Source organism: Halorubrum coriense DSM 10284 (assembly GCF_000337035.1).
GTDB lineage: Archaea > Halobacteriota > Halobacteria > Halobacteriales > Haloferacaceae > Halorubrum > Halorubrum coriense.
On record NZ_AOJL01000037.1, the window covers coordinates 49,119 to 67,203 of the forward strand.

Below are 18,085 nucleotides of genomic sequence, written 5' to 3' on the forward strand. Positions count from 1 at the left end.
GCGCTCTCGCCGTGAGAGGCGTCCGAGACCACCGGTCGACGGCGGCGCGGTCGGGCGACCGAGAGAGCGATCCCGCCGGCGGGGAACTCCTACTGCGAGACCGGGTCGGCCGCGCTCTCCGCGGCCGCGGCGTCGCTCGCGCCGCCGCTCGCGCGCCGCGCGTTCCGGACGAGCGCGGCGACGAGGATCGCGGCACCGACCGCGCGAGCCGCCACGTCGTTCGTCACCGAGTAGAGCGCGGCGTCGACGCCGACCAGTCCGAGCGCGGCGCTCGCCGGGAGCAGGACCATGCCCGGGACGGACAGCAGCACCGCGGCGGTGACGAGCGACCACCGCGATCCCGACCGCACGTCGGTCCGGTAGTACCCGATGATCGCGACGCCCAGCGCGTACACGCCGGCGAACGTCGCGAGGATCGGGACCGCCACCTCCGGCAGGAAGAAGCCGAGGTCGGCGACGTCGGCCCCGGTGAGGACCGTCCCCTGTCCGTCGCTGGTCCGCAACAGGAGGATCCCCGGCGAGAACACGAAGGCGAACGGCACGAGGATCTTGTTCAGCGAGAGGAGGAACGCCTGCTTACCGGTGTCGAACGGGTCCGACTTCGCGATCCCCGACGCGGCGTACGCCGCCACCATCACCGGCGGCGTCACGTCGGCCATCAGCCCGAGGTACAGGACGAACAGGTGGACCGCCAGTAACGCGATCCCGAAGTCCGGGAGCACCGGCCCGAGGAGCACGACAATGATGATGTACATCACCGTCGTCGGCATCCCCATCCCGACGATCACGGCCGCGATCCCGGCGAGGATGAGGAGCAGCACGAGCGACCCGCCGCTCACGTCCAAGATGAGCGCGCGGAGGCTCCCGCCGAGCCCGGTGATCCCGATGACCCCCGGGATGATCCCCGCCGCGGCGACCGCGACGACAACGAGCGTCGCGGTCCGGGCCCCGCTGTCCATCGCCTTCAACACGAACGACGCGAACCGCCCGGTCCGCGACGCTCCGACGTCCGTCCCGAGCCGCTCGTCGACCCACTCGGCCGACCCGTCGACCGCGTCGTCGAGGTCCAGCAGCGGAGCGTCGCCGCGCGGGTCGGCGAGGAGGAACGCCACGCTCACCGCGGTGACGATCGTCGGGAGCGAGTTCGCCGCCTCGCCGAAGGCGGCGACGAGCCCGACGTCGACCGCCTCGGCCCCGTACAGCAACCCGACCGGAGTCACGCCGAGGGCGAACAGCGACCCCGCGAACAGCGCGTAGCCGGCGGCCACGGTCCCGACGAGGTACGTCCCGTACCGCTCGTTGTACGCGGCGACCATCGCGATGAGCGCGACCGTCGCGGCGATCGTGAGCCAGCCGGCGCGCCCGACCGAGAGGCGGGCGATGACGAGGTAATACAGCAGGAGTCCGAGCGGCACGAGGTAGAACCATCCCCGGCGCATGTGCGGGACGACGTCCAGCAGCTCGGCCCGGTCGAGCCCGCCGATGTTCCGCTTCGCCGCCTCGAAGTGGACCATCACCCACATGCCGAAGAAGAAGGCGATCGCCGGGAGGGTCGCGGCGATCACGACGTCCCGGAACGGCGTGCCGGTGTACTCGACGATGAGGAACGCCGCCGCGCCCATCACGGGCGGCAGAATCTGTCCCCCGGAGGAGACCGACGACTCGACCGCGCCGGAGAACTCCGGCGAGTAGCCCGACCGCTTCATCAGCGGGATCGTCAGCGCGCCGGTCGTCACGGTGTTGGCCACCGACGACCCCGACAGCATCCCCATGAAGCCGGACGCGACGACGCTCGCCTTCGCGGGTCCGCCCTTGCGCGTCCCCGTGAGGGAGTACGCGAGGTCGATGAACCACTTGCCGGCACCGGACATCTCCAGGAACGCGCCGAAGAGGATGAAGATGTAGATGAACCGCACCGACACCCCGACGGGCACGCCGAGGATCCCCTCGACGGTGTACCAGAGGTTCTGGACGATCTGGTCCCAGCGGAGCTGCGAGGTGGCGAACGTCCGCGCGACGGGGACGTCCCGCGGGAGGAGGTAGCCGTACTTGGCGTACAACAGGAAGAGGCTCACGAGCCCCGTGAGGAGCAGTCCGAGCGCCCGCCGGGTCGCCTCCAACACGAGCAGGATGGCGAGCACGCCCATCAGGTACGCGAACGTGTACTCGGCCAGCGGCCCGATCGAGAGCGGCGCGAGCGCCGGGTACACGTCGGCGAGCCCGCCGGCACCGCGCAGGCCCAACACGCGGATCACGTCGGTGATCTCCTGGTACCGCGTCGCGTAGTAGATCGTCGGGAACGTCGACAGCAGTATCAAGACCAGGTCCGACGGCGTGATCCGGTCGCCCCCCTCGTCCACGAAGACCCACCAGATCGCGTCGCGGACGGCCGAGACGGCCGTCGAAACGGGGGAGCCGTCGAACCGGTCGGCGATCCCCCGCGTCGCGCGGTCGATACCCGCCGTCAGGTATCCCCGTCCGTCGGAGCCCGGGAACAGCAGGAACGCCAACACCAGCGCGAAGTTGACGTGGATCGCGCGGATCTGAAGCGAGGAGAGCGACCCGAGGTCCACGGTCCCGTACCCCGGGATCGTGAAGTCGAAGACGAACCCGCGCGCGCCGAGCCAGAGCTGGAACGCCGAGAAGGCGATCCCGATCGCCGCGACCGCGACGACGCCAGCGCCCGACAGCGAGCGCCGGTTGTCGATCTCTTCGAACACCTCCGTTGCCACGTCGCTCTCCGATTCCAACGATTCGTCGCCGTTCGATGTGTTCGAGGTCACTGTTGTGTCATCCTCCGCGGTGTTTCGTCGCCTATCGCCGAGGGGTCGATCCGGCGCGGGACCCCCTCGATCCGGATACTCGACGGCCGCGCGTCACCGACCGAGCGGGCCGCGGCGGTCGACGGTGAGTTCGACCGCTCCGCCGCCGCTCAGTCCCGAGATGTCGTACCGCTCCCCGCCCACGATCAGGTCGTGGCCGGCCACGTCGCCCGTCTTCAGATGAAGCGTGCGGTACTCACTAGATGGGGGATAATATACGTACCGACCGTCCCGCTCCGTGACGTCGGCTTGCGACGGCAGCCCCGCCCCGAAGGAGCTGAACTCCATCCGCGTCATCCGGAGCGCGTCCGCCGTCGGTACGTACACGTCGCGGACCGTCGTCTTCTCGACGCTGTGCGTGTACTCGATCACGATCTCCGTGTCGGCGTCGACCTGCGTCGCGATCAGCTCGGTCCCGTTCTCGTGGGTCACGACGAGGGTTCGGTCGCCGCCGAGCGCGCCCACGCCCGCGTCGCCGGCGACGCCGACCGCCGACACGACGACGGCGACCGTGACGAGCAGCCCGATCGCGGCCGCGACGGCGGTCCGCCCTCGCGGGCTCGTCCCGGGGAGCGGCGAGGCGTGCGCGTCCCGAGCCCCGCGGGTCACGCGTTACTCGAAGTAGCGCGCCGCGCCCTCGTGGAGCTCGACGGACATCCCGTCCTGCGCGGAGTCGGCCGAGATGAAGTCGGTCTTGATGCTCAGCTCGCTGACGTTGTCGAATATCGCCGCGGTCACCGCCTCGACGATGTCGGCGTCGTACTCCGACCGAGTCGCGATCATCGCTTGGACCGAGACGGTGTCAATGTCCTCGTCGATACCGGCGTACGTCCCGGCGGGGATCGTGTCGTCGGCGAACCAAGAGGCGTCGTCGCGAGCGGCCTGCCGCTCCTCGTCCGAGAGGCTCAGGATGCCGACGTCGGTGCTGGTCGCGAGCTCCTCGACGGCCCCCACGGGCCACCCGCCGACGACGAACGCGGCGTCGACGTCGCCGTCGCGCAGCTGGTTCGCCGCCTGCGTGAAGTCGGTGTTCTGCTCATCGAAGTCGTCGGTCGTGAGCCCGGCCGCCGACTCGAGGATCTGGAGCGCGTTCACCTGCGTCCCGCTGCCGAGGTCGCCCGTGTTGACCCGCATCCCCTCCAAGTCGGACAGCGAGCCGACGTCGGACTCGGGGTTGGTCAGCACGTGGATCGTCTCCGGGTACAGCGTCGCGACGCCGCGGAGGTTCTCGACGGGCGAGCCGTCGAAGGCGTCGAGCCCCTCGCCGTTGCGGGCGAAGTAGGCGATGTCGTTCTGGATCAGCGCGAAGTCGGCGTCGCCGCCGCCGAGGCTACCGACGTTCTCCACCGACGCTCCCGTCGAGGAGACCTCGACCGGATACTCGGTGTTGTCCTCGATGATCCCCTCGAACTCGCCGGACAGCGGGAAGTACGTCCCGCCCGTCCCGCCGGCGTGCCAGCGGATGACCTCGGTGTCGCCGCCGCCGCCGTCTCCGTCTCCGTCTCCGTTTCCGGAACAGCCGGCGACGCCGACGATACCCGCGGCGGCCGCTCCCCCGAGGAATGTTCGCCGATCGATCCGTTTGTTGCTTCGTTCATGTGACATACCGTGTCAATACTCTTTGGGAGTTGATAACCGTTTCCTCCTACCGTCGGCCGAACCGACCGACCCGACACCCGCCGCGCCCGGGCGATTCGGTCGACCCCGGCGGGGCGGCGACGGGGTCGAATGAAAAGGCCTTTTACCGTGACACGGATAGCGAATAGCGAGGGCCGGTAGCTCAGTTAGGGAGAGCGACGGACTCTTAATCCGTCGGTCGCGTGTTCAAATCGCGCCCGGCCCGCTCCTTTGTCGCCGCGGCCGTTCGCTCTGAGCGGTATCTCCGACGATGTCCGAGGCGTCGCCGAACTCTCGTGGGATCGTGTAGCGGCCGCGACCGTCAGCCGCGCAGCCGCAGCACCGACTTCTCCTTCCCGTGCGACTCGATCATCACGTCGGATTCGGCCCGGAGCCAGTCGGGGACGCCCGCGACGTGGCGCGCGTGTTTCTGCGGCGCCGCCTCCGGGTCACTGTGGAGCCGCGCCGGCTCCGAGTAGTGCGTGATCGGCCTGACCTCGCCCCACGTCTCGCGGGCCGCCTCGAACCCCTCGCGGTGCGTGCGGCCGCGGTCGGTGAACGCGTGGTGGTGGTAGTCGAACGTCACCGGCACGCCGGCGTCGGCCGCCACCGCGTCGACGAGTTCGGTGACGCCGAACAGCGACCCCTTGTCGTCGTTCTCGACGACGAGCCGCTCCCGGGCGCGCGGCGCGAGGTCGGTCACGACGTCGCGGAACCGGTCGGCCGTGGCCGCCTTGTCGCCGTAGTGTGCGCCGATGTGGACGTTGATCGCGTGTCGCGGCGACCGCGGCAGCTCCATCAGGTCGAGCCAGCGGCCGTGGTGTTCGACCGACTCGACCGACCGCGCGACCGTGTCGCTCGACTCGCTCGCCAGCTTACACCAGTGGCTCGGGTGGAAGGTGAGCCGCATCTCGTTCGACCGAACGATCTCCCCGCAGTCGGTCGCGAGCGACCGGACTCGCTCGTAGTTCGGGAGTTCGTCGAGTTCGAACTGCGAGTTCCACGGGACGAGCGTGGAGCTACACCGGTAAAACCGGATGTCGCGGTTGCGGTTCCACCGCAAGATCGCGCGCAGGTCCTCGAAGTTCCGCTCGGCGAGTTCGGCGACGCGCTCGATCCCCTCGGTCTCCCACGTCCGCTTGCGGATGTCCCGGTTACAGCGCCGCGGCGGATCCCGCTCGCGGAGCGTCCGGTTCATCGCGGCGTATCCGAGCATGATCGGTCCTTCGCGCGCCACGGTCTAGACGGGATCGGTCGCGGCGGTGCGTCGCCGACCTCCCGGCGGCTCCCCGCGGCACCCCGCGTAACCGTCTTGTGTCACAGCGCCGTATCGATCGTCGATCCCGGCGCGCGGACGCCGGGGCGACCATGGGACAGGAAACGCTGAACGGCGTCGACATCTCCGAGCTCCGGGCGACGTACGACCGGAAAGTCCGCGAGGAACTGCCGGCCCGCGCGACCGACGACTGGCCGATACGGGCAGATCACTGCTTCGCCCGCGTCGTGCTCGACAACGTGTTCGGCGGCCCGTGGGACGAACACGTCTCGGGTCGGCCGGCGTACGAGCGGCTCTCCGTCGCCGAACTGGAGGCGGCCGTCGAGATCGCGGACGTGATGCTCGCCGAGGGGCGGCCGGCGGTCGAGAGGTACGACGAGAACTCGCTCCGCTGGCGCGGCGAGCGCTGACCGCAACGCGCCGCGGCCCGCGGCTCGGATCGCGGTCGGTGGTCCCTCACCGCCGGCTCAACGCTTTTCTCGGAGCGGTGCCGACGACCGTCCGTGAAACGAAACGTCGGCCGTATCGACGCGATCGCGCGGATCGTCGGGGGCGTCGCCGTCGGGATCCTCGCGCTTCTCGCCGCGACGACGGACGTCAGCGTGCCCGTCGTCTCGGCCGTCGGACTCGCGGTCGGCTGCGTCGTGCTCGTCGTCGAGGGCGCGACGCGCCGGTGCCTGCTGTACCGCGTGCTCGGGATCGACCGCTGTCCGGTGGACTGACCGCCGAGGAATCGCCTGCCGGACCGTCACCCGCCGTCCTCCGCCGCGTCGGGGTCCGTCGCCGCCAAGGGCGGCTCGACATCGAGCAGGTCGGCGCTCACCTCCCACAGTCGGCGGGCGGCGGTCTCGTCCCGGGCCGCGCGCGACGCCGTCGTCGGCTCCCGGTCAGCGAAGTACCGCCCCGAGACGGTCGCCGTCTCCGGTTTCAGCGCCGGCACGAGGAGCTCGGCGGCCCCCTCGGCGACGCTCGTCACGAACGGGAGGCCGTCGAGCGCCCCCAGCGCGCTCGAGACCGGCCCCGGCAGGAACCGGCTGAAGCCGCTGCCCGGGATCGCTCCCGGGTGGACGCTGTTCGAGGTGACGTCGCGGTCGGCGGCGTCGAGTCGAGCGGCCAGTTCGTTCGCGAACAGCACGTTCGCGAGCTTCGAGTGGCCGTACGCCCACGTCGCCGAGTACCCGTCGACCGTCCGTACCCGCGTGAGGTCGAGTTCCGAGCCCCGGTGCGCGGCCGACGCCGTGGTGACGACCCGCGCGCCCGGCCGGAGGTGATCGAGCAGCTCCGCCGTCAGCAGGTACGGCGACAGGTGGTTGACGTGGAACGTGTACTCGACGCCGAGGTCGGTCACCTCCCCGTTGCGAAAGAACCCGCCGGCGTTGTTGATCAGGACGTCGAGGCCGTCCGTCTCCCTCCGGACGGTCACGGCCAGTTCGCGGACGGAGTCTGGGTCGGCGAAGTCGGCGCGGACGAACCGCCCGTCGACGCCGGCGGCGGAGAGCTCCTCGACGACGGCCGCCCCCGCTTCCCGGTCCCGGCCGTGGACGATCACGTCGGCACCGAGCCGCCCCAGCGCGAGCGCCGCGGCCCGACCGATCCCGCTCGTCGAGCCGGTCACCAGCGCCTGTCGGCCGCGACAGTCGACGTCCGCGACGCCCGCGATACGCTCCGGATCGTCGGTCATACCGATCGTTGGACGCGGACGCACTTGAGCGCGGTCACCGGCGTCGGTCCCGGTCCGGGCGGCGACCGGGCTCTCTCGGTCGCCGTCCCCACGACGTCGCCGGTGGATCATTTACCCGTGGAGACCGTTGGATGCGATATGGCGACGTTTGACGCGGACACGGCGATGGTCTGCGCCGGGGTGCTGCTCAGCGCCCTCGCGTTCGCGGAGGTCTACTCGACTTGGAAGCGGACCCGAGGAACCGAACGAGACGAGCGCGACTCCGAGACGACGGACGGGAGCGCGACGCCGGATCGGGACTCGCCGGCGTCGGACGCCTGACCCCGGCGGTGAAAACCTCTTTACGGCTATAGAACCAACTTAATATATGCCCGAATCAGACGAGGTCACGGCCGACGTCGTGGACGATATCGACGCCGAGGGACTAGGTACCGCGGTGATCGCGTCGATCGCTTCCGTCGCGCTCGCCCTGTACTTCTACTACGTTCGTGGGGACAAACAGCGCGGGCAGTTCGTCGGACTGTGGCCGACGACGATCCTCGCCGTCGCGTCCTACTTTAAACTCGAAGAGATCCGTCAGAAACTGGACGAACTGGACGCGTAACCCGACACCGCCGTCTTTTCTCCGACCGCCCCACCGACGAACGACGCGCGAACGACGCCGATCGAACGCCTCCAACGGCGGCGCTGGCGGAGTGACCTCCGGGACCGTCGCGCGGTCCGCACCGCCGTCGGCGCAACCCCTATATCGAGGCTGGCCCATCGATCTACATGGAGCTTCAGACCGCCGAGACGGCGGTAGAGCCGGGCGAACTCCGAGATCGACTGCCGCCGGCACCGGGCGAGTGGACGCGTACCGCCGACGCCACGGGCACTGTCGAGTACCGGCTGCCGAGCGACGAGAGCCCCTGTACCGCGGCGAAGCTGACCGTCCGCCCGGAACTGTTCACGGACCACGCGGTGCGGCTAGATAGGACCGTCGACTGCCGTGGCGTCGGCACGGACCGGTTCGACGCCGTCGAGGACGTCGTCGCGGTCGTCGAGCGCGAACTGGCGCACGTGCTCGGCGGGCTCGACGACGTCTCGGAGAGGGAGACGCCCGCTCGGGGGGACTCGTAACCGCCGCACTGGTGACGACGGGCGCTATCGCTTCGCCGGTCCGATCCGCCGCTGTCCGACCCGACAGGAGCGTCCTGTATCCACGGATCGAACCGGATCAGCGGTCGTTCGGGGCGTCGAGGACGCCGCGGATCGCGGTCACCGCCTCCCTGAACGCGCCGACGTCCATCGAGTCGGTGGTGAAGAGCACGCCGCCGTCGCCCGCGAGCACTCGCACGACGAAGCCGTCCTCGTGGAACCGCACGGTGAAGTCGTACTGGCCGATACCCGGTCCGTCGTCGCTGCGCGCGATGTCCGTCCGGACCGATCGCTCCGCGAACCCGACCCGTTCGAGCGCGACCAACTGCGCCTTTCGCGTCCGCGCGTCCCCCGCCGACGGGTAGAGGTCGGAGCGGACGTAGAGGAGGTCGAACGCCGACGGCGTGAAGTAGACCACGCTGCGGAGCTCGTCGCCGAGACCGGTGCGGGTGGCGCTGAGGACGCTCTCGGCCCGTCCGCCGTCGATACCGGTCTCTGCGATGTCACTGCTCATACCCCTCCAATACGGGCGCTGCGGTATTAGCCGCTCCGGCGGTCGGTCGCGGACGGCGACGATGACCGACGAGGAGTACGCGGCGATGCGGGAGACGAACGTCGACGGCGCGTTCTTCCTCACGCGCGCGGCGCTCCCGCACCTCACGGAGAGCGAGGGGAGCCTCGTCGCCGTCGGCGGCTTCGCCGGGGAGTACCCGCGGTCGTTCAACCCCGTGTACGCCGCGACGAAGTGGTGGGTCCGCGGGTTCGCGCACAGCGTCGCGGCGCAGGTCGGCGACGACGGCGTGGCCGTCTCCGTGATCAACCCCTCGGAGGTCCGCACGGAGTTCGGCAGCGAGGACGGGGAGCCGTCGAGCGCCGGGCCGCGACTTTCGAACCGCAACCCCTTTTGAATCACCGGACGGCGGACGGGTGTGAGCAACGCGACGGCCGGACCGAGATCGCAGTTCTGGGCGCTCTACCTCACCCGGTTCGCGGAGGGGTTCGGGTTCATCACGCTGCTGACGCTTCTGCCGACGTATATCAACGCGCTGGACCCGCAAGCGGTCACCGTGTTAGGCGTCACGGTCTCGGCCGGATTCGTCATCGGGATGTACACCACCGGGTTCACGCTCGCGCAGACGGCCGCGGTGGTCCCGCTCGCGTGGGCCGGCGACCGGTTCGACAAGCGGCGCGTCCTCCTCGTCGTCCTCGCGGCCGGTGCGGGCGTGTACGCGCTGTTCCCGCTGGTCGACTCCTCGGCCACCTTCGTCGCCGTGCGCGCGCTTCAGGGGTTCGTCGTCACCGGCGCGGGGCTGATGACGCTCTCGCTCGTCGGCCAGATCGCAGAGGCGGGCACCCGGGCGGACAAGATCGGGAAGGCGAACGCCGCCTCCTTCGCCGCTTCGATACTCGGCTCGCTCGGCGCGGGCGCCATCTACGACGCCGTCGGCTTCGGCCCGGTCTTCGGGGTCATCACGGCGCTGATGGTGGCCGCGTGGCTCGTCACGTGGGGCGTGCTCGACGACGACCCGACGCGGGTCGAGGGGTTCCCGTTCACCGACCTCGCGGTCAACCGCAAGCTCCTGACGATATCGACGTTCCGGGCGCAGTACGCCTTCGCGGTGACGATGGTCCGGACGTGGGTTCCCATCTACGCGGGGACCGCGGTCGGCGGCGGGGGGCTCGCGGTCGGCGCGACCGCGGTGGCGGTGACGGTCACCGCCGAGAAGGCGACCAACATGGTCGGGCAGCTGTTCACCGGCCGGCTCTCCGACGCGTACGGACGGTCGCTGTTCGTGTTCGGCGGCGGGGGCGCCTACGGGGTGATCGCGATGGCGATCCCGTTTTCGGCACCGGGGGGTGCCGCCCTCGGTAGCGGCGTCACGGTCCCGATACTGGGCGCGCTCCCGCCGGCGTACCTCCCGCTCGTCGGGTTCTCCGGGCTCCTCGGCGTCGCCGACTCGTTCCGGGAGCCGGCCAGCATGGCGCTGTTCGCCGACGAGGGAACGGACGACGGCGGCGTCGCCTCCAGCTTCGGCATCCGAGAGCTGGTGTGGCGGCCGGGGTCGGTGGCCGGGCCCCTCATCGCCGGCTGGCTCATGGTCGAGGTGAGCATGGCGTCCGTCTTCTACGTCGGCGGCGCGTTCGCGGTCACCGGCGTCGTCGCGTTCCTCGCGATCCTCGCGCGGGACCACGGTCGCGCGGCGCTGACGGCGTGGTAGCCGCCGTTCGACCCGAAGGCGTCGGTCGTGCGTCGGCCCGTCCGCTCGCCGTCGAAAACGGTCCGTGAGATAGCTGCGCAGTGACACGCCGGGTCCGGCGCGGTGTCCGCCGGCGGTGGAACCCGCCGCAGTCGCTCGCTCAGTCGTCGCTCTCGGCCGTCGAGCCGCCCGCGGAGTCGGCGACCCGCTTCGTCTCGCTGTCCACGCTGATCCCCTCCCAGTCGTCGTCGGTGTGGAACCCCTCGCGTTCCTTCGCGCCGGGCGCGACGCGGACGAACTCGGCCCGCTCCCGGGCGCGCTCGATCGTGTGGCCGCCGCAGTACGAGAGCCCCGAGCGGATGCCCTGACAGAACTCCTCGGCGACGGTCGCCACCGGCCCCTTGTACGGCGTCAGCGCCTCGACGCCCTCGTCGGCGCCCACGTCCGCGCCCTTGTCGTCCCGCTCTTCGGCGGCGGCGGTCGTCGCCATCCCGCGCGACCGCTTGTACCGCGTGCCGTCGACCTCGACGACCGCGCCCGGGGCCTCCTCGGTCCCGGCGAAGAGGCTGCCGAGCATCACGGTGTCGGCCCCCGCCATCAGCGCCTTCGCGGCGTCGCCGGAGGTCCGGATCCCGCCGTCGGCGCAGACCGTGACGTCGAGGTCCTCGGCCGCCGTCGCGCAGTCGTCGACCGCGGTCAGCTGCGGGACGCCGGCCCCGGCGACCTTCCGCGTCGTACAGTGCGAGCCCGGTCCGATGCCGACCTTCACGCAGTCGGCCCCGGCCGCCGCGAGGTCCTCGACGCCCGCCGGCGTGGCGACGTTGCCGGCGACGAGGTCCGTCTGCGGGAACTCCGTCGCGATCTCCTCGACGGCCGCGATCGTCCGGTCGAGGTGACCGTGCGCGACGTCGACGACGATCGCGTCCACGCCGGCGTCGACGAGCGCGGCGCTCCGAGCGAGGTGGTCCTCGTTGATGCCGACCGCGGCGGCGACCCGTTCGCCGGCCGCGGCCACCCGCTCGACCTGCGCCGACTGCTCGTCGACGGTGAGGAAGCGGTGGAGGACGCCGAGCCCGCCGGCGCGGGAGAGCTCGACCGCTAGCTCGGCCTCCGTGACCGTGTCCATCGCCGCAGAGACCAGCGGCGTCTCCAGTTCGACGTTCGGCGTGAACCGCGTCGAGAGGTCCACGTCGCTCCGGCTGTCGACGGGCGACCGCTGCGGGACGAGCAGCACGTCTCCGTAGCTCAGCCCGGTTCGTAGATCGTTCATACCCCTAGCGAGGAGAGGGACGGACCCTGAAAAACCTCTCGATAACCGGCGTCGGTCGCGCTCGCGCCGTCGCGGCCGGTCAGAACTCCTGCTCGGCCAGCGCGTCTTCGAGCGCCGCGAGGACGTATTCGACGTTCTTCGGGCGGGCGGAGTGACCCATACAGCCGATCCGCCAGATGTCGCCCTCCAGGTCGCCGAGGCCGGACGCGATCTCCAGGTCGTACTCCGCGAGCAGGTGGTCGATGACGGCGGCGTCGTCGACCCCGTCGGGCACGCGGACCGCGTTCAGGCTCGGGAGCCAGTACTCGTCGGGCGCGTTCATCTCGAGGCCGAGCTCGCGGAGCCCCGCCTTCAGGTCGCTCGCGACCTCGCGGTGGCGCGCCCACCGCGCCTCGATCCCCTCCTCGGCGACGAGGCGGAGCGCCTCGCGCAGCGCGTACACGTTCGTGATCGGCGCGGTGTGGTGATACGACCGGTCGTCGCCCCAGTACCCCTCCAGCAGGGAGAGGTCGAGGTACCACGACCGCGGGCGTTCCTCGCGGTCGAGCACCTTGTCCATCGCTCGGTCGCTGAGGGTGAGCGGGCTCGCGCCGGGCGGACACGAGAGGCACTTCTGCGGGCCGGAGTAGGCGACGTCGACGCCCCAGTCGTCGACCCGCATCTCGACGCCGCCGAGCGACGTGACGCAGTCGGCGATCACGAAGGCGTCGTGGGCGTGCGCGACGTCGGTCAGTTCCGCGACGTCCGGCTGGCGGACGCCGGTCGAGGTCTCCGCGTGGACGAACCCGAACACGTCCGGCTGGTGTTCGTCGAACGCGCGCTCGACGTCGACGGGGTCGAGCGGTTCCCCCCACGGGGCGTGTACCTCGACGACCTCGCCGCCCGCGCGCTCGGCCATCGACTTCATCCGGCCGCCGAAGTAGCCGTTCGTCGGGACCAACATCGTGTCGCCCGGCTCGACGAGGTTACCGATCGCGGCCTCCATCGACGCCGACCCCGTCCCCGAAACCGGAATGGTCCACCGGTTGTCGGTCCGGAACGTGTAGCGCAACAGCTCTTGGACCTCGTCCATGATCTCGACGAACGACGGGTCGAGGTGACCGACGAGCGGCGTGCTCATCGCCTTGAGGACGCGCGGGTGGACGTCGCTCGGACCGGGACCCATCAGCGTGCGGTCCGGCGGCGTCAGCTCGCCGACCTCGGGCGGTCGCTCGTCGACGCCGGGCTCGACGTGGGAGTTCGACATACCTCGGATCCCGGAAAGCGGCGTAAAAAACCCGACGGAACCGGGAATCCTCGGCGTCGAGTCGGTCGCGCGGCCGCGCGGTCGAGTGAGACCGGGGCCGTTCGAGCGTCGATCCCCGGCAACTAAGCGGCCCCGACGAGTACACGTGCGCATGTCCGGCCCCCCGCGTGGCTCGAACTCGGAACGGGACCTTCAGACGGTCCTCGACCGGATGGCGGACGGGTTCTTCGCCCTCGACGCGGACTGGACCGTCACGTACGCCAACGACGCCGGCCGGCGGATCCTCCGGTCCGCGATGAGCGACGAGGTGGTCGGCGCGGACGGCTCCGTCGAGGGACGCCACCTGTGGGACGCGATCCCCGGCTCGGCCGAGACGCAGTTCCACGACGAGTACCACCGCGCCATGGCGACCCAAGAGCCAGTCTCGTTCGACTCGTACTACGAGCCGCTGGGCACGTGGTTCGACGTGCGCGCGTTCCCCGACGACGACGGGCTGTCCGTGTACCTCCGCGACGTGTCCGAGCGGCGCGAACTGGAGCGGCGACAGCGGGAGAGCCTCCGCGCGATCCAGCGGCTGTACGCGGTCTCGTCGGACCACGATCGCACGTTCGAGGAGAAGGTCGACGCCATCCTCACGCTCGGCTGCGAGTACCTCGACGTGCCGAACGGCTTCCTCACGCGGATCGACGACGGTCGACAGCGCGTCGAAGTGTCCCACGCCGACCACCCCCTCCTCCAGGTCGGGGAGACCTGTCCCCTCGACGAGGCCTACTGTAAGCGCACGATCGAACGCGACGCGCTGTTGACCGTCGTCGACGCGTCCGACGAGGGGTGGGAGGGCGACGAGGCGTACGAGACGTTCGGCCTCGAAACCTACATCGGCGGGCAGGTGGAGGTCGAAGGGGAGCAGTACGGCACGCTCTGTTTCGCCGCGACGACGCCCCGCGGCGAGCCGTTCACCGACACGCAACGGACGTTCGTCGAGCTGCTCACGCGGTGGGTGAGCTACGAGCTGGAGCGACAGCGCGCCGCCGAGCGGCTCGAACGCGAGCGGAACCGGCTCGACGAGTTCGCGAGCGTCGTGAGCCACGACCTCCGGAATCCCCTCACGACCGCGCGGGGCCGGCTGGACCTCCTGGCCGACGACTGCGACAGCGAGCACATCGAGCCGGTCGAGCGGTCGCTCTCGCGGATGGAGACGCTCGTCGACGACCTGCTGACGCTCGCGCGCGAGGGAGACGCCGTCGACGACCCGTGCCCGGTCGACCTCGTCGCGGTCGCGACCGACGCGTGGGAGACGACCGATACGCAGCGCGGAACGCTCCGAACGGCGGCCGACGAGTTCGAGATCTTGGCGGACGAGGCGCGGCTCAGACAGCTCTTCGAGAACCTGTTCCGCAACGGCGTCGAGCACGGGGGCTCGGACGCGGCCCTCACCGTGGGAGCGCTCCCGGACGGAGACGGCTTCTACGTGGCAGACGACGGGCCGGGAATCCCCGAGGACGAACGCGACCGGGTGTTCGAGACCGGCTACACGACGACCGCCGACGGGACGGGGTTCGGCCTGAACATCGTGAGCGAGATCGCCGACGCGCACGGCTGGGCGATCCGCGTCGTCGAGTCCGAAGCGGGCGGCGCTCGCTTCGAGGTCACCGGCGTCGAACAGGCCTGAGTCGCCGCGAGCGACGCGGGGGGTCTCGGCGTCCCGAGCCGGTCGTCACTCCTCGTCGACGAAGTCCGGCTCCGTGCGCTTCTCCTCGCGCTCTTCCGCGAGGTGGTCGACGAACTCGTCGAGGTCGACGTCGCCGCGCTGGTTCTCGAAGCGGTCGCGGACCGAGACGGTGCCCGCCTCCTGCTCGTCGTCGCCGACGATGACCATGTACGGGAGTCGGTCGTCGTGGCCCGCGCGGATCTTGCGACCGACGGTCCAGTCGCGGTCCTCGACCTCGACGCGGAAGCCCGCGTCCGCCAGTTCGTTCTTCACGCGGTGGGCGTAGCCGAGCGTCTCGTCGGAGACGGGGAGGATCCGGACCTGCTCGGGCGCGAGCCACAGCGGGAAGTTGCCGTCGAAGTGCTCGATGAGCACCATGAAGAAGCGCTCGTAGCTGCCGTACAGCGCCCGGTGGATCATCACCGGCTGGTGCTCCTCGTTGTCCTCGCCCGTGTAGGTCAGGTCGAACCGGTCGGGCATGTTGAAGTCGAGCTGGACGGTCGGGCCGTCCCAGACGCGACCGAGCGCGTCCTCGAAGCCGAAGTCGATCTTCGGGCCGTAGAACGCCCCGTCGCCCGGCTCCACGTCGTAGTCGTAGCCGCCCGATTCGAGCACGTCGCGAAGCTGCTCCTCGGCGGACTCCCAGATCTCGTCGCCGCCGACGGACTTGTCGGGGCGGGTCGCCAACGCGACCTCGACCTCCAGGTCGAGCGTCTCGACGACCTCGAAGATCATCTCGATCACCGACTCGATCTCCTGGCGGATCTGGTCCGGGCGGACGAACAGGTGGCCGTCGTCGATGGTGAACGACCAGACGCGCGAGAGGCCCGACAGCTCGCCGCGCTGCTCTTTCCGGTACACCTTCCCGTTCTCGAAGTAGCGCTGGGGGAGGTCGCGGTACGACCAGTTCTGCTGGTCGAAGATGGTCGCGTGGCCCGGACAGTTCATCGGCTTCAGGCCGTACTCCTCGTCGTTGACGTCGAGGAGGAACATGTCGTCCTTGTAGTTCTCGTAGTGGCCCGACTGCTTCCACAGCTCCGTCCGGAACACGTGCGGCGTCTCGACCTCCTCGTATCCGTTGTCGCGGTTGAGCTCGTTCGCGAAGTCGGACAGCTCGCGTAACACCGTCTTCCCCGGCGGGTGGTACAGCGGCAGGCCGGGTCCGGTCACCGTCGGGATCGAGAAGAGGTTCATCTCCTGGCCGATCTTCCGGTGGTCGCGCTCCTGGGCCTGCTCGCGCAGTTCGAGGTACTCCTCGAGGTCGGACTCGCTCGCGAAGGCGGTGCCGTACACGCGCGTCAGCGTGTCGTTCTCCTCGTCGCCGCGCCAGTAGGCGGCCGACACCTCGAGCAGCGTCGCCGCGCCAATCTCGCCGGTCGACTCGACGTGCGGCCCCTGACAGAGGTCCTCCCAGTCGTCTTGGACGTAGAAGGTGACCTCCTCGCCGTCGGCCTCCTCGTCGAGTATCTGCCGCTTGTACTCGTTGTCGGCGAAGGTCTCTCTCGCCGCCTCGCGCGAGCGGACCTCGCGCTCGATGTCGTAGTCGGCGGCGATTATCTCGTCCATCTCGGCCTCGATGGCGGCCAGGTCGTCCTCGTCGACGTCGACGTCGGTCACGTCGTAGTAGAAGCCGTCGTCGGTCGGGGGGCCGATCGTCAGCGTCGCCTCCGGGTGGACCCGCTGGAGCGCCTGCGCGAACACGTGGGCCGCGGAGTGGCGCAACACCGTGAGGTACTCGTCGGACTGGTCGGTGACGATCTCGATCCGCGCGCCGTCGTGGACCTCGGCGTGCTTCTCGACGAGTTCGCCGTCGATCTTCCCCGCGACGGTGTCGCGACCGAGCCCGGGGCCGATCTCGAAGGCGACGTCCTTGACTGTCGACCCCGCCGGAACCGCCAGCGCTGATCCGTCCGGCAGGACGACCGTCACCTCGGCCTCCGCATCGGTCTCGCTCATACAGTGTCGGAGCCGGACGACCGGCATAAGTGTGTTCGATCCGCGGCGCGGAGTCACACGGTCGACCGGTCGGCCGGCGACGCTCGCCGCCCCGCTCGCGGCAAATCGCGCCGTCGCCCCGGAGCCCCGGATCGGCGGGGACCGATGGCAACACACAAATCCCGCGGCAACGTTTGCCGGCCTATGACCGATCATCGGGAGCCCCTGTCGTCGGTGTTGGAGACGATCGGTGAGACGCCGCTCGTCGAGGTCCACGACGCGCCGGACGCGGTGCCGGTGTACGCCAAGCTGGAGTCGTTCAACCCCGGCGCGAGCATCAAGGACCGCATCGGGAAGTACATGCTCGAACGCATGCTGGAGCGCGGCGACGTCGCGGAGGGCGGCACCGTGATCGAGCCGACCGCCGGCAACACCGGGATCGGGCTCGCGGTCGCGGCCAAGCAGCTGGGACTGAACGCGATCTTCGTCGTCCCCGAGCGCTTCTCGGTGGAGAAACAGCAGCTGATGCGCGCGCTCGACGCCGAGGTCGTGAACACGCCGAGCGAGGACGGGATGGGGCTCGCGATCGACCGCGCCCACGAGATCGCCGACGAGCTCGACGACGCTGTCGTCCCGCAGCAGTTCTCGAACCCCCTCAACGCGGAGGCGCACTACGAGACGACCGCGCCGGAGATCGACGAGGCCCTCGACGGCGAGGTCGGCGCGGTCGTCGCCGGCTGCGGCACCGCCGGGACGCTGATGGGAACGGCCCGCTACTTCCGCGAGGCCGACCCGGACACGCACGTCGTCGCGGTCGAGCCCGCCGGGTCCGCGTACCGCGAGTTCCTCGGCGAGGACGTCGAACACGAGGCGTACAAGACCGAGGGGATCGGCACCCACGACACCGAGCGCAACGACCTGTTCGACCCGACCCTCGTCGACGAGATCCAGGCGATAGACGACCGCGACGTCCACGCGGAGATGGGTCGGCTCGCGGCCGAGGAGGGCCAGCTCGTCGCCTCGTCGGCGGCCGCCAACTCGCTCGCGGCGAAGCGGGTCGCCCGCGACATCCGCGACGGCGAGATCGACGCCCCGCACGACGCGGTCGTCACCGTGTTCTGCGACTCCTCCGAGCGATACCTCTCGAAGGGCGTCTACCGGTCCTTCGAGGAGTGGGAGGGATAGTTCGAAA

The 18,085-nt window shown here is 70.2% G+C and carries 17 protein-coding genes, 1 tRNA gene and 1 pseudogene; 10 read left to right on the forward strand and 9 right to left on the reverse strand.

Going from position 1 to position 18,085, the window contains the following annotated elements; translation table 11 throughout:
- Positions 1-89: 89 nt before the first annotated feature.
- The 3 genes from C464_RS09800 to C464_RS09810 form a co-directional block, all read right to left on the reverse strand.
- Positions 90-2,783, reverse strand: a complete 2,694-nt coding sequence (locus tag C464_RS09800) for a TRAP transporter permease (RefSeq protein ID WP_006113532.1) — start codon at positions 2,781-2,783, stop codon at positions 90-92.
- Between the two features lie 93 nt (positions 2,784-2,876).
- Positions 2,877-3,431 carry a DUF1850 domain-containing protein gene (locus C464_RS09805; protein WP_006113533.1) on the reverse strand — a complete coding sequence of 185 codons (555 nt, stop codon included), beginning with the start codon at positions 3,429-3,431 and terminating at the stop codon, positions 2,877-2,879.
- Between the two features lie 3 nt (positions 3,432-3,434).
- Positions 3,435-4,427, reverse strand: coding sequence for a TAXI family TRAP transporter solute-binding subunit (locus C464_RS09810; RefSeq protein WP_006113534.1), 993 nt, complete (start codon positions 4,425-4,427; stop codon positions 3,435-3,437).
- A gap of 164 nt (positions 4,428-4,591) precedes the next feature.
- Here C464_RS09810 and C464_RS09815 point away from each other — a divergent pair.
- Positions 4,592-4,665, forward strand: a tRNA-Lys gene (locus tag C464_RS09815).
- Between the two features lie 96 nt (positions 4,666-4,761).
- Here the strand turns inward: C464_RS09815 and uvsE are convergent.
- Positions 4,762-5,655, reverse strand: coding sequence for a UV DNA damage repair endonuclease UvsE (gene uvsE / locus C464_RS09820; protein ID WP_006113535.1), 894 nt, complete (start codon positions 5,653-5,655; stop codon positions 4,762-4,764).
- 152 nt (positions 5,656-5,807) lie between these two features.
- Here uvsE and C464_RS09825 point away from each other — a divergent pair, with 152 nt between their 5' ends.
- Positions 5,808-6,125 (forward strand): hypothetical protein, encoded by a 318-nt coding sequence (locus C464_RS09825; protein WP_006113536.1) that lies wholly within the window; start codon positions 5,808-5,810, stop codon positions 6,123-6,125.
- Positions 6,126-6,218: 93 nt separating this feature from the next.
- Positions 6,219-6,437 carry a YgaP family membrane protein gene (locus C464_RS09830; RefSeq protein WP_006113537.1) on the forward strand — a complete coding sequence of 73 codons (219 nt, stop codon included), beginning with the start codon at positions 6,219-6,221 and terminating at the stop codon, positions 6,435-6,437.
- 26 nt (positions 6,438-6,463) lie between these two features.
- Here C464_RS09830 and C464_RS09835 read toward each other — a convergent pair whose 3' ends face one another.
- The gene (locus C464_RS09835) at positions 6,464-7,396 is read right to left on the reverse strand and encodes an SDR family NAD(P)-dependent oxidoreductase (protein ID WP_006113538.1); all 933 of its coding nucleotides are present in this window, start codon (positions 7,394-7,396) and stop codon (positions 6,464-6,466) included.
- A gap of 138 nt (positions 7,397-7,534) precedes the next feature.
- Between C464_RS09835 and C464_RS09840 the strand changes: the two genes are divergently transcribed.
- From C464_RS09840 to C464_RS09850, 3 genes are all read left to right on the forward strand, one after another.
- On the forward strand, positions 7,535-7,717 hold the full coding sequence (locus C464_RS09840) for a hypothetical protein (RefSeq protein ID WP_006113539.1): 183 nt from the start codon (positions 7,535-7,537) through the stop codon (positions 7,715-7,717).
- Positions 7,718-7,763: 46 nt separating this feature from the next.
- A complete protein-coding gene (locus C464_RS09845; protein ID WP_006113540.1) occupies positions 7,764-8,000 on the forward strand; it encodes a hypothetical protein in 237 nt (78 codons plus the stop codon).
- Between the two features lie 167 nt (positions 8,001-8,167).
- Positions 8,168-8,515, forward strand: coding sequence for a hypothetical protein (locus tag C464_RS09850; RefSeq protein WP_006113541.1), 348 nt, complete (start codon positions 8,168-8,170; stop codon positions 8,513-8,515).
- 97 nt (positions 8,516-8,612) lie between these two features.
- On the opposite strand, the gene C464_RS09855 is transcribed toward C464_RS09850, so the two are convergent.
- On the reverse strand, positions 8,613-9,047 hold the full coding sequence (locus tag C464_RS09855; protein ID WP_006113542.1) for a DUF7522 family protein: 435 nt from the start codon (positions 9,045-9,047) through the stop codon (positions 8,613-8,615).
- Positions 9,048-9,069: 22 nt separating this feature from the next.
- Here C464_RS09855 and C464_RS09860 point away from each other — a divergent pair.
- Positions 9,070-9,399 (forward strand): annotated as a pseudogene (locus C464_RS09860) (SDR family oxidoreductase); the annotation flags it as partial.
- A gap of 63 nt (positions 9,400-9,462) precedes the next feature.
- On the forward strand, positions 9,463-10,752 hold the full coding sequence (locus C464_RS09865) for an MFS transporter (RefSeq protein ID WP_006113544.1): 1,290 nt from the start codon (positions 9,463-9,465) through the stop codon (positions 10,750-10,752).
- 139 nt (positions 10,753-10,891) lie between these two features.
- On the opposite strand, the gene C464_RS09870 is transcribed toward C464_RS09865, so the two are convergent.
- Both C464_RS09870 and C464_RS09875 read right to left on the reverse strand, forming a co-directional pair.
- Complete coding sequence (locus C464_RS09870) at positions 10,892-12,001, reverse strand: guanosine monophosphate reductase (protein WP_006113545.1); 1,110 nt, start codon at positions 11,999-12,001, stop codon at positions 10,892-10,894.
- 79 nt (positions 12,002-12,080) lie between these two features.
- Positions 12,081-13,247, reverse strand: coding sequence for a pyridoxal-phosphate-dependent aminotransferase family protein (locus C464_RS09875; protein ID WP_006113546.1), 1,167 nt, complete (start codon positions 13,245-13,247; stop codon positions 12,081-12,083).
- A gap of 151 nt (positions 13,248-13,398) precedes the next feature.
- Here C464_RS09875 and C464_RS09880 point away from each other — a divergent pair, with 151 nt between their 5' ends.
- Positions 13,399-14,919, forward strand: a complete 1,521-nt coding sequence (locus C464_RS09880; protein ID WP_006113547.1) for a PAS domain-containing sensor histidine kinase — start codon at positions 13,399-13,401, stop codon at positions 14,917-14,919.
- Between the two features lie 45 nt (positions 14,920-14,964).
- Here the strand turns inward: C464_RS09880 and thrS are convergent, their stop codons facing one another.
- On the reverse strand, positions 14,965-16,941 hold the full coding sequence (gene thrS / locus C464_RS09885) for a threonine--tRNA ligase (protein WP_006113548.1): 1,977 nt from the start codon (positions 16,939-16,941) through the stop codon (positions 14,965-14,967).
- Positions 16,942-17,097: 156 nt separating this feature from the next.
- Here thrS and C464_RS09890 point away from each other — a divergent pair, with 156 nt between their 5' ends.
- Positions 17,098-18,078 (forward strand): PLP-dependent cysteine synthase family protein, encoded by a 981-nt coding sequence (locus tag C464_RS09890; RefSeq protein ID WP_006113549.1) that lies wholly within the window; start codon positions 17,098-17,100, stop codon positions 18,076-18,078.
- The last annotated feature ends 7 nt before the right edge of the window (positions 18,079-18,085 follow it).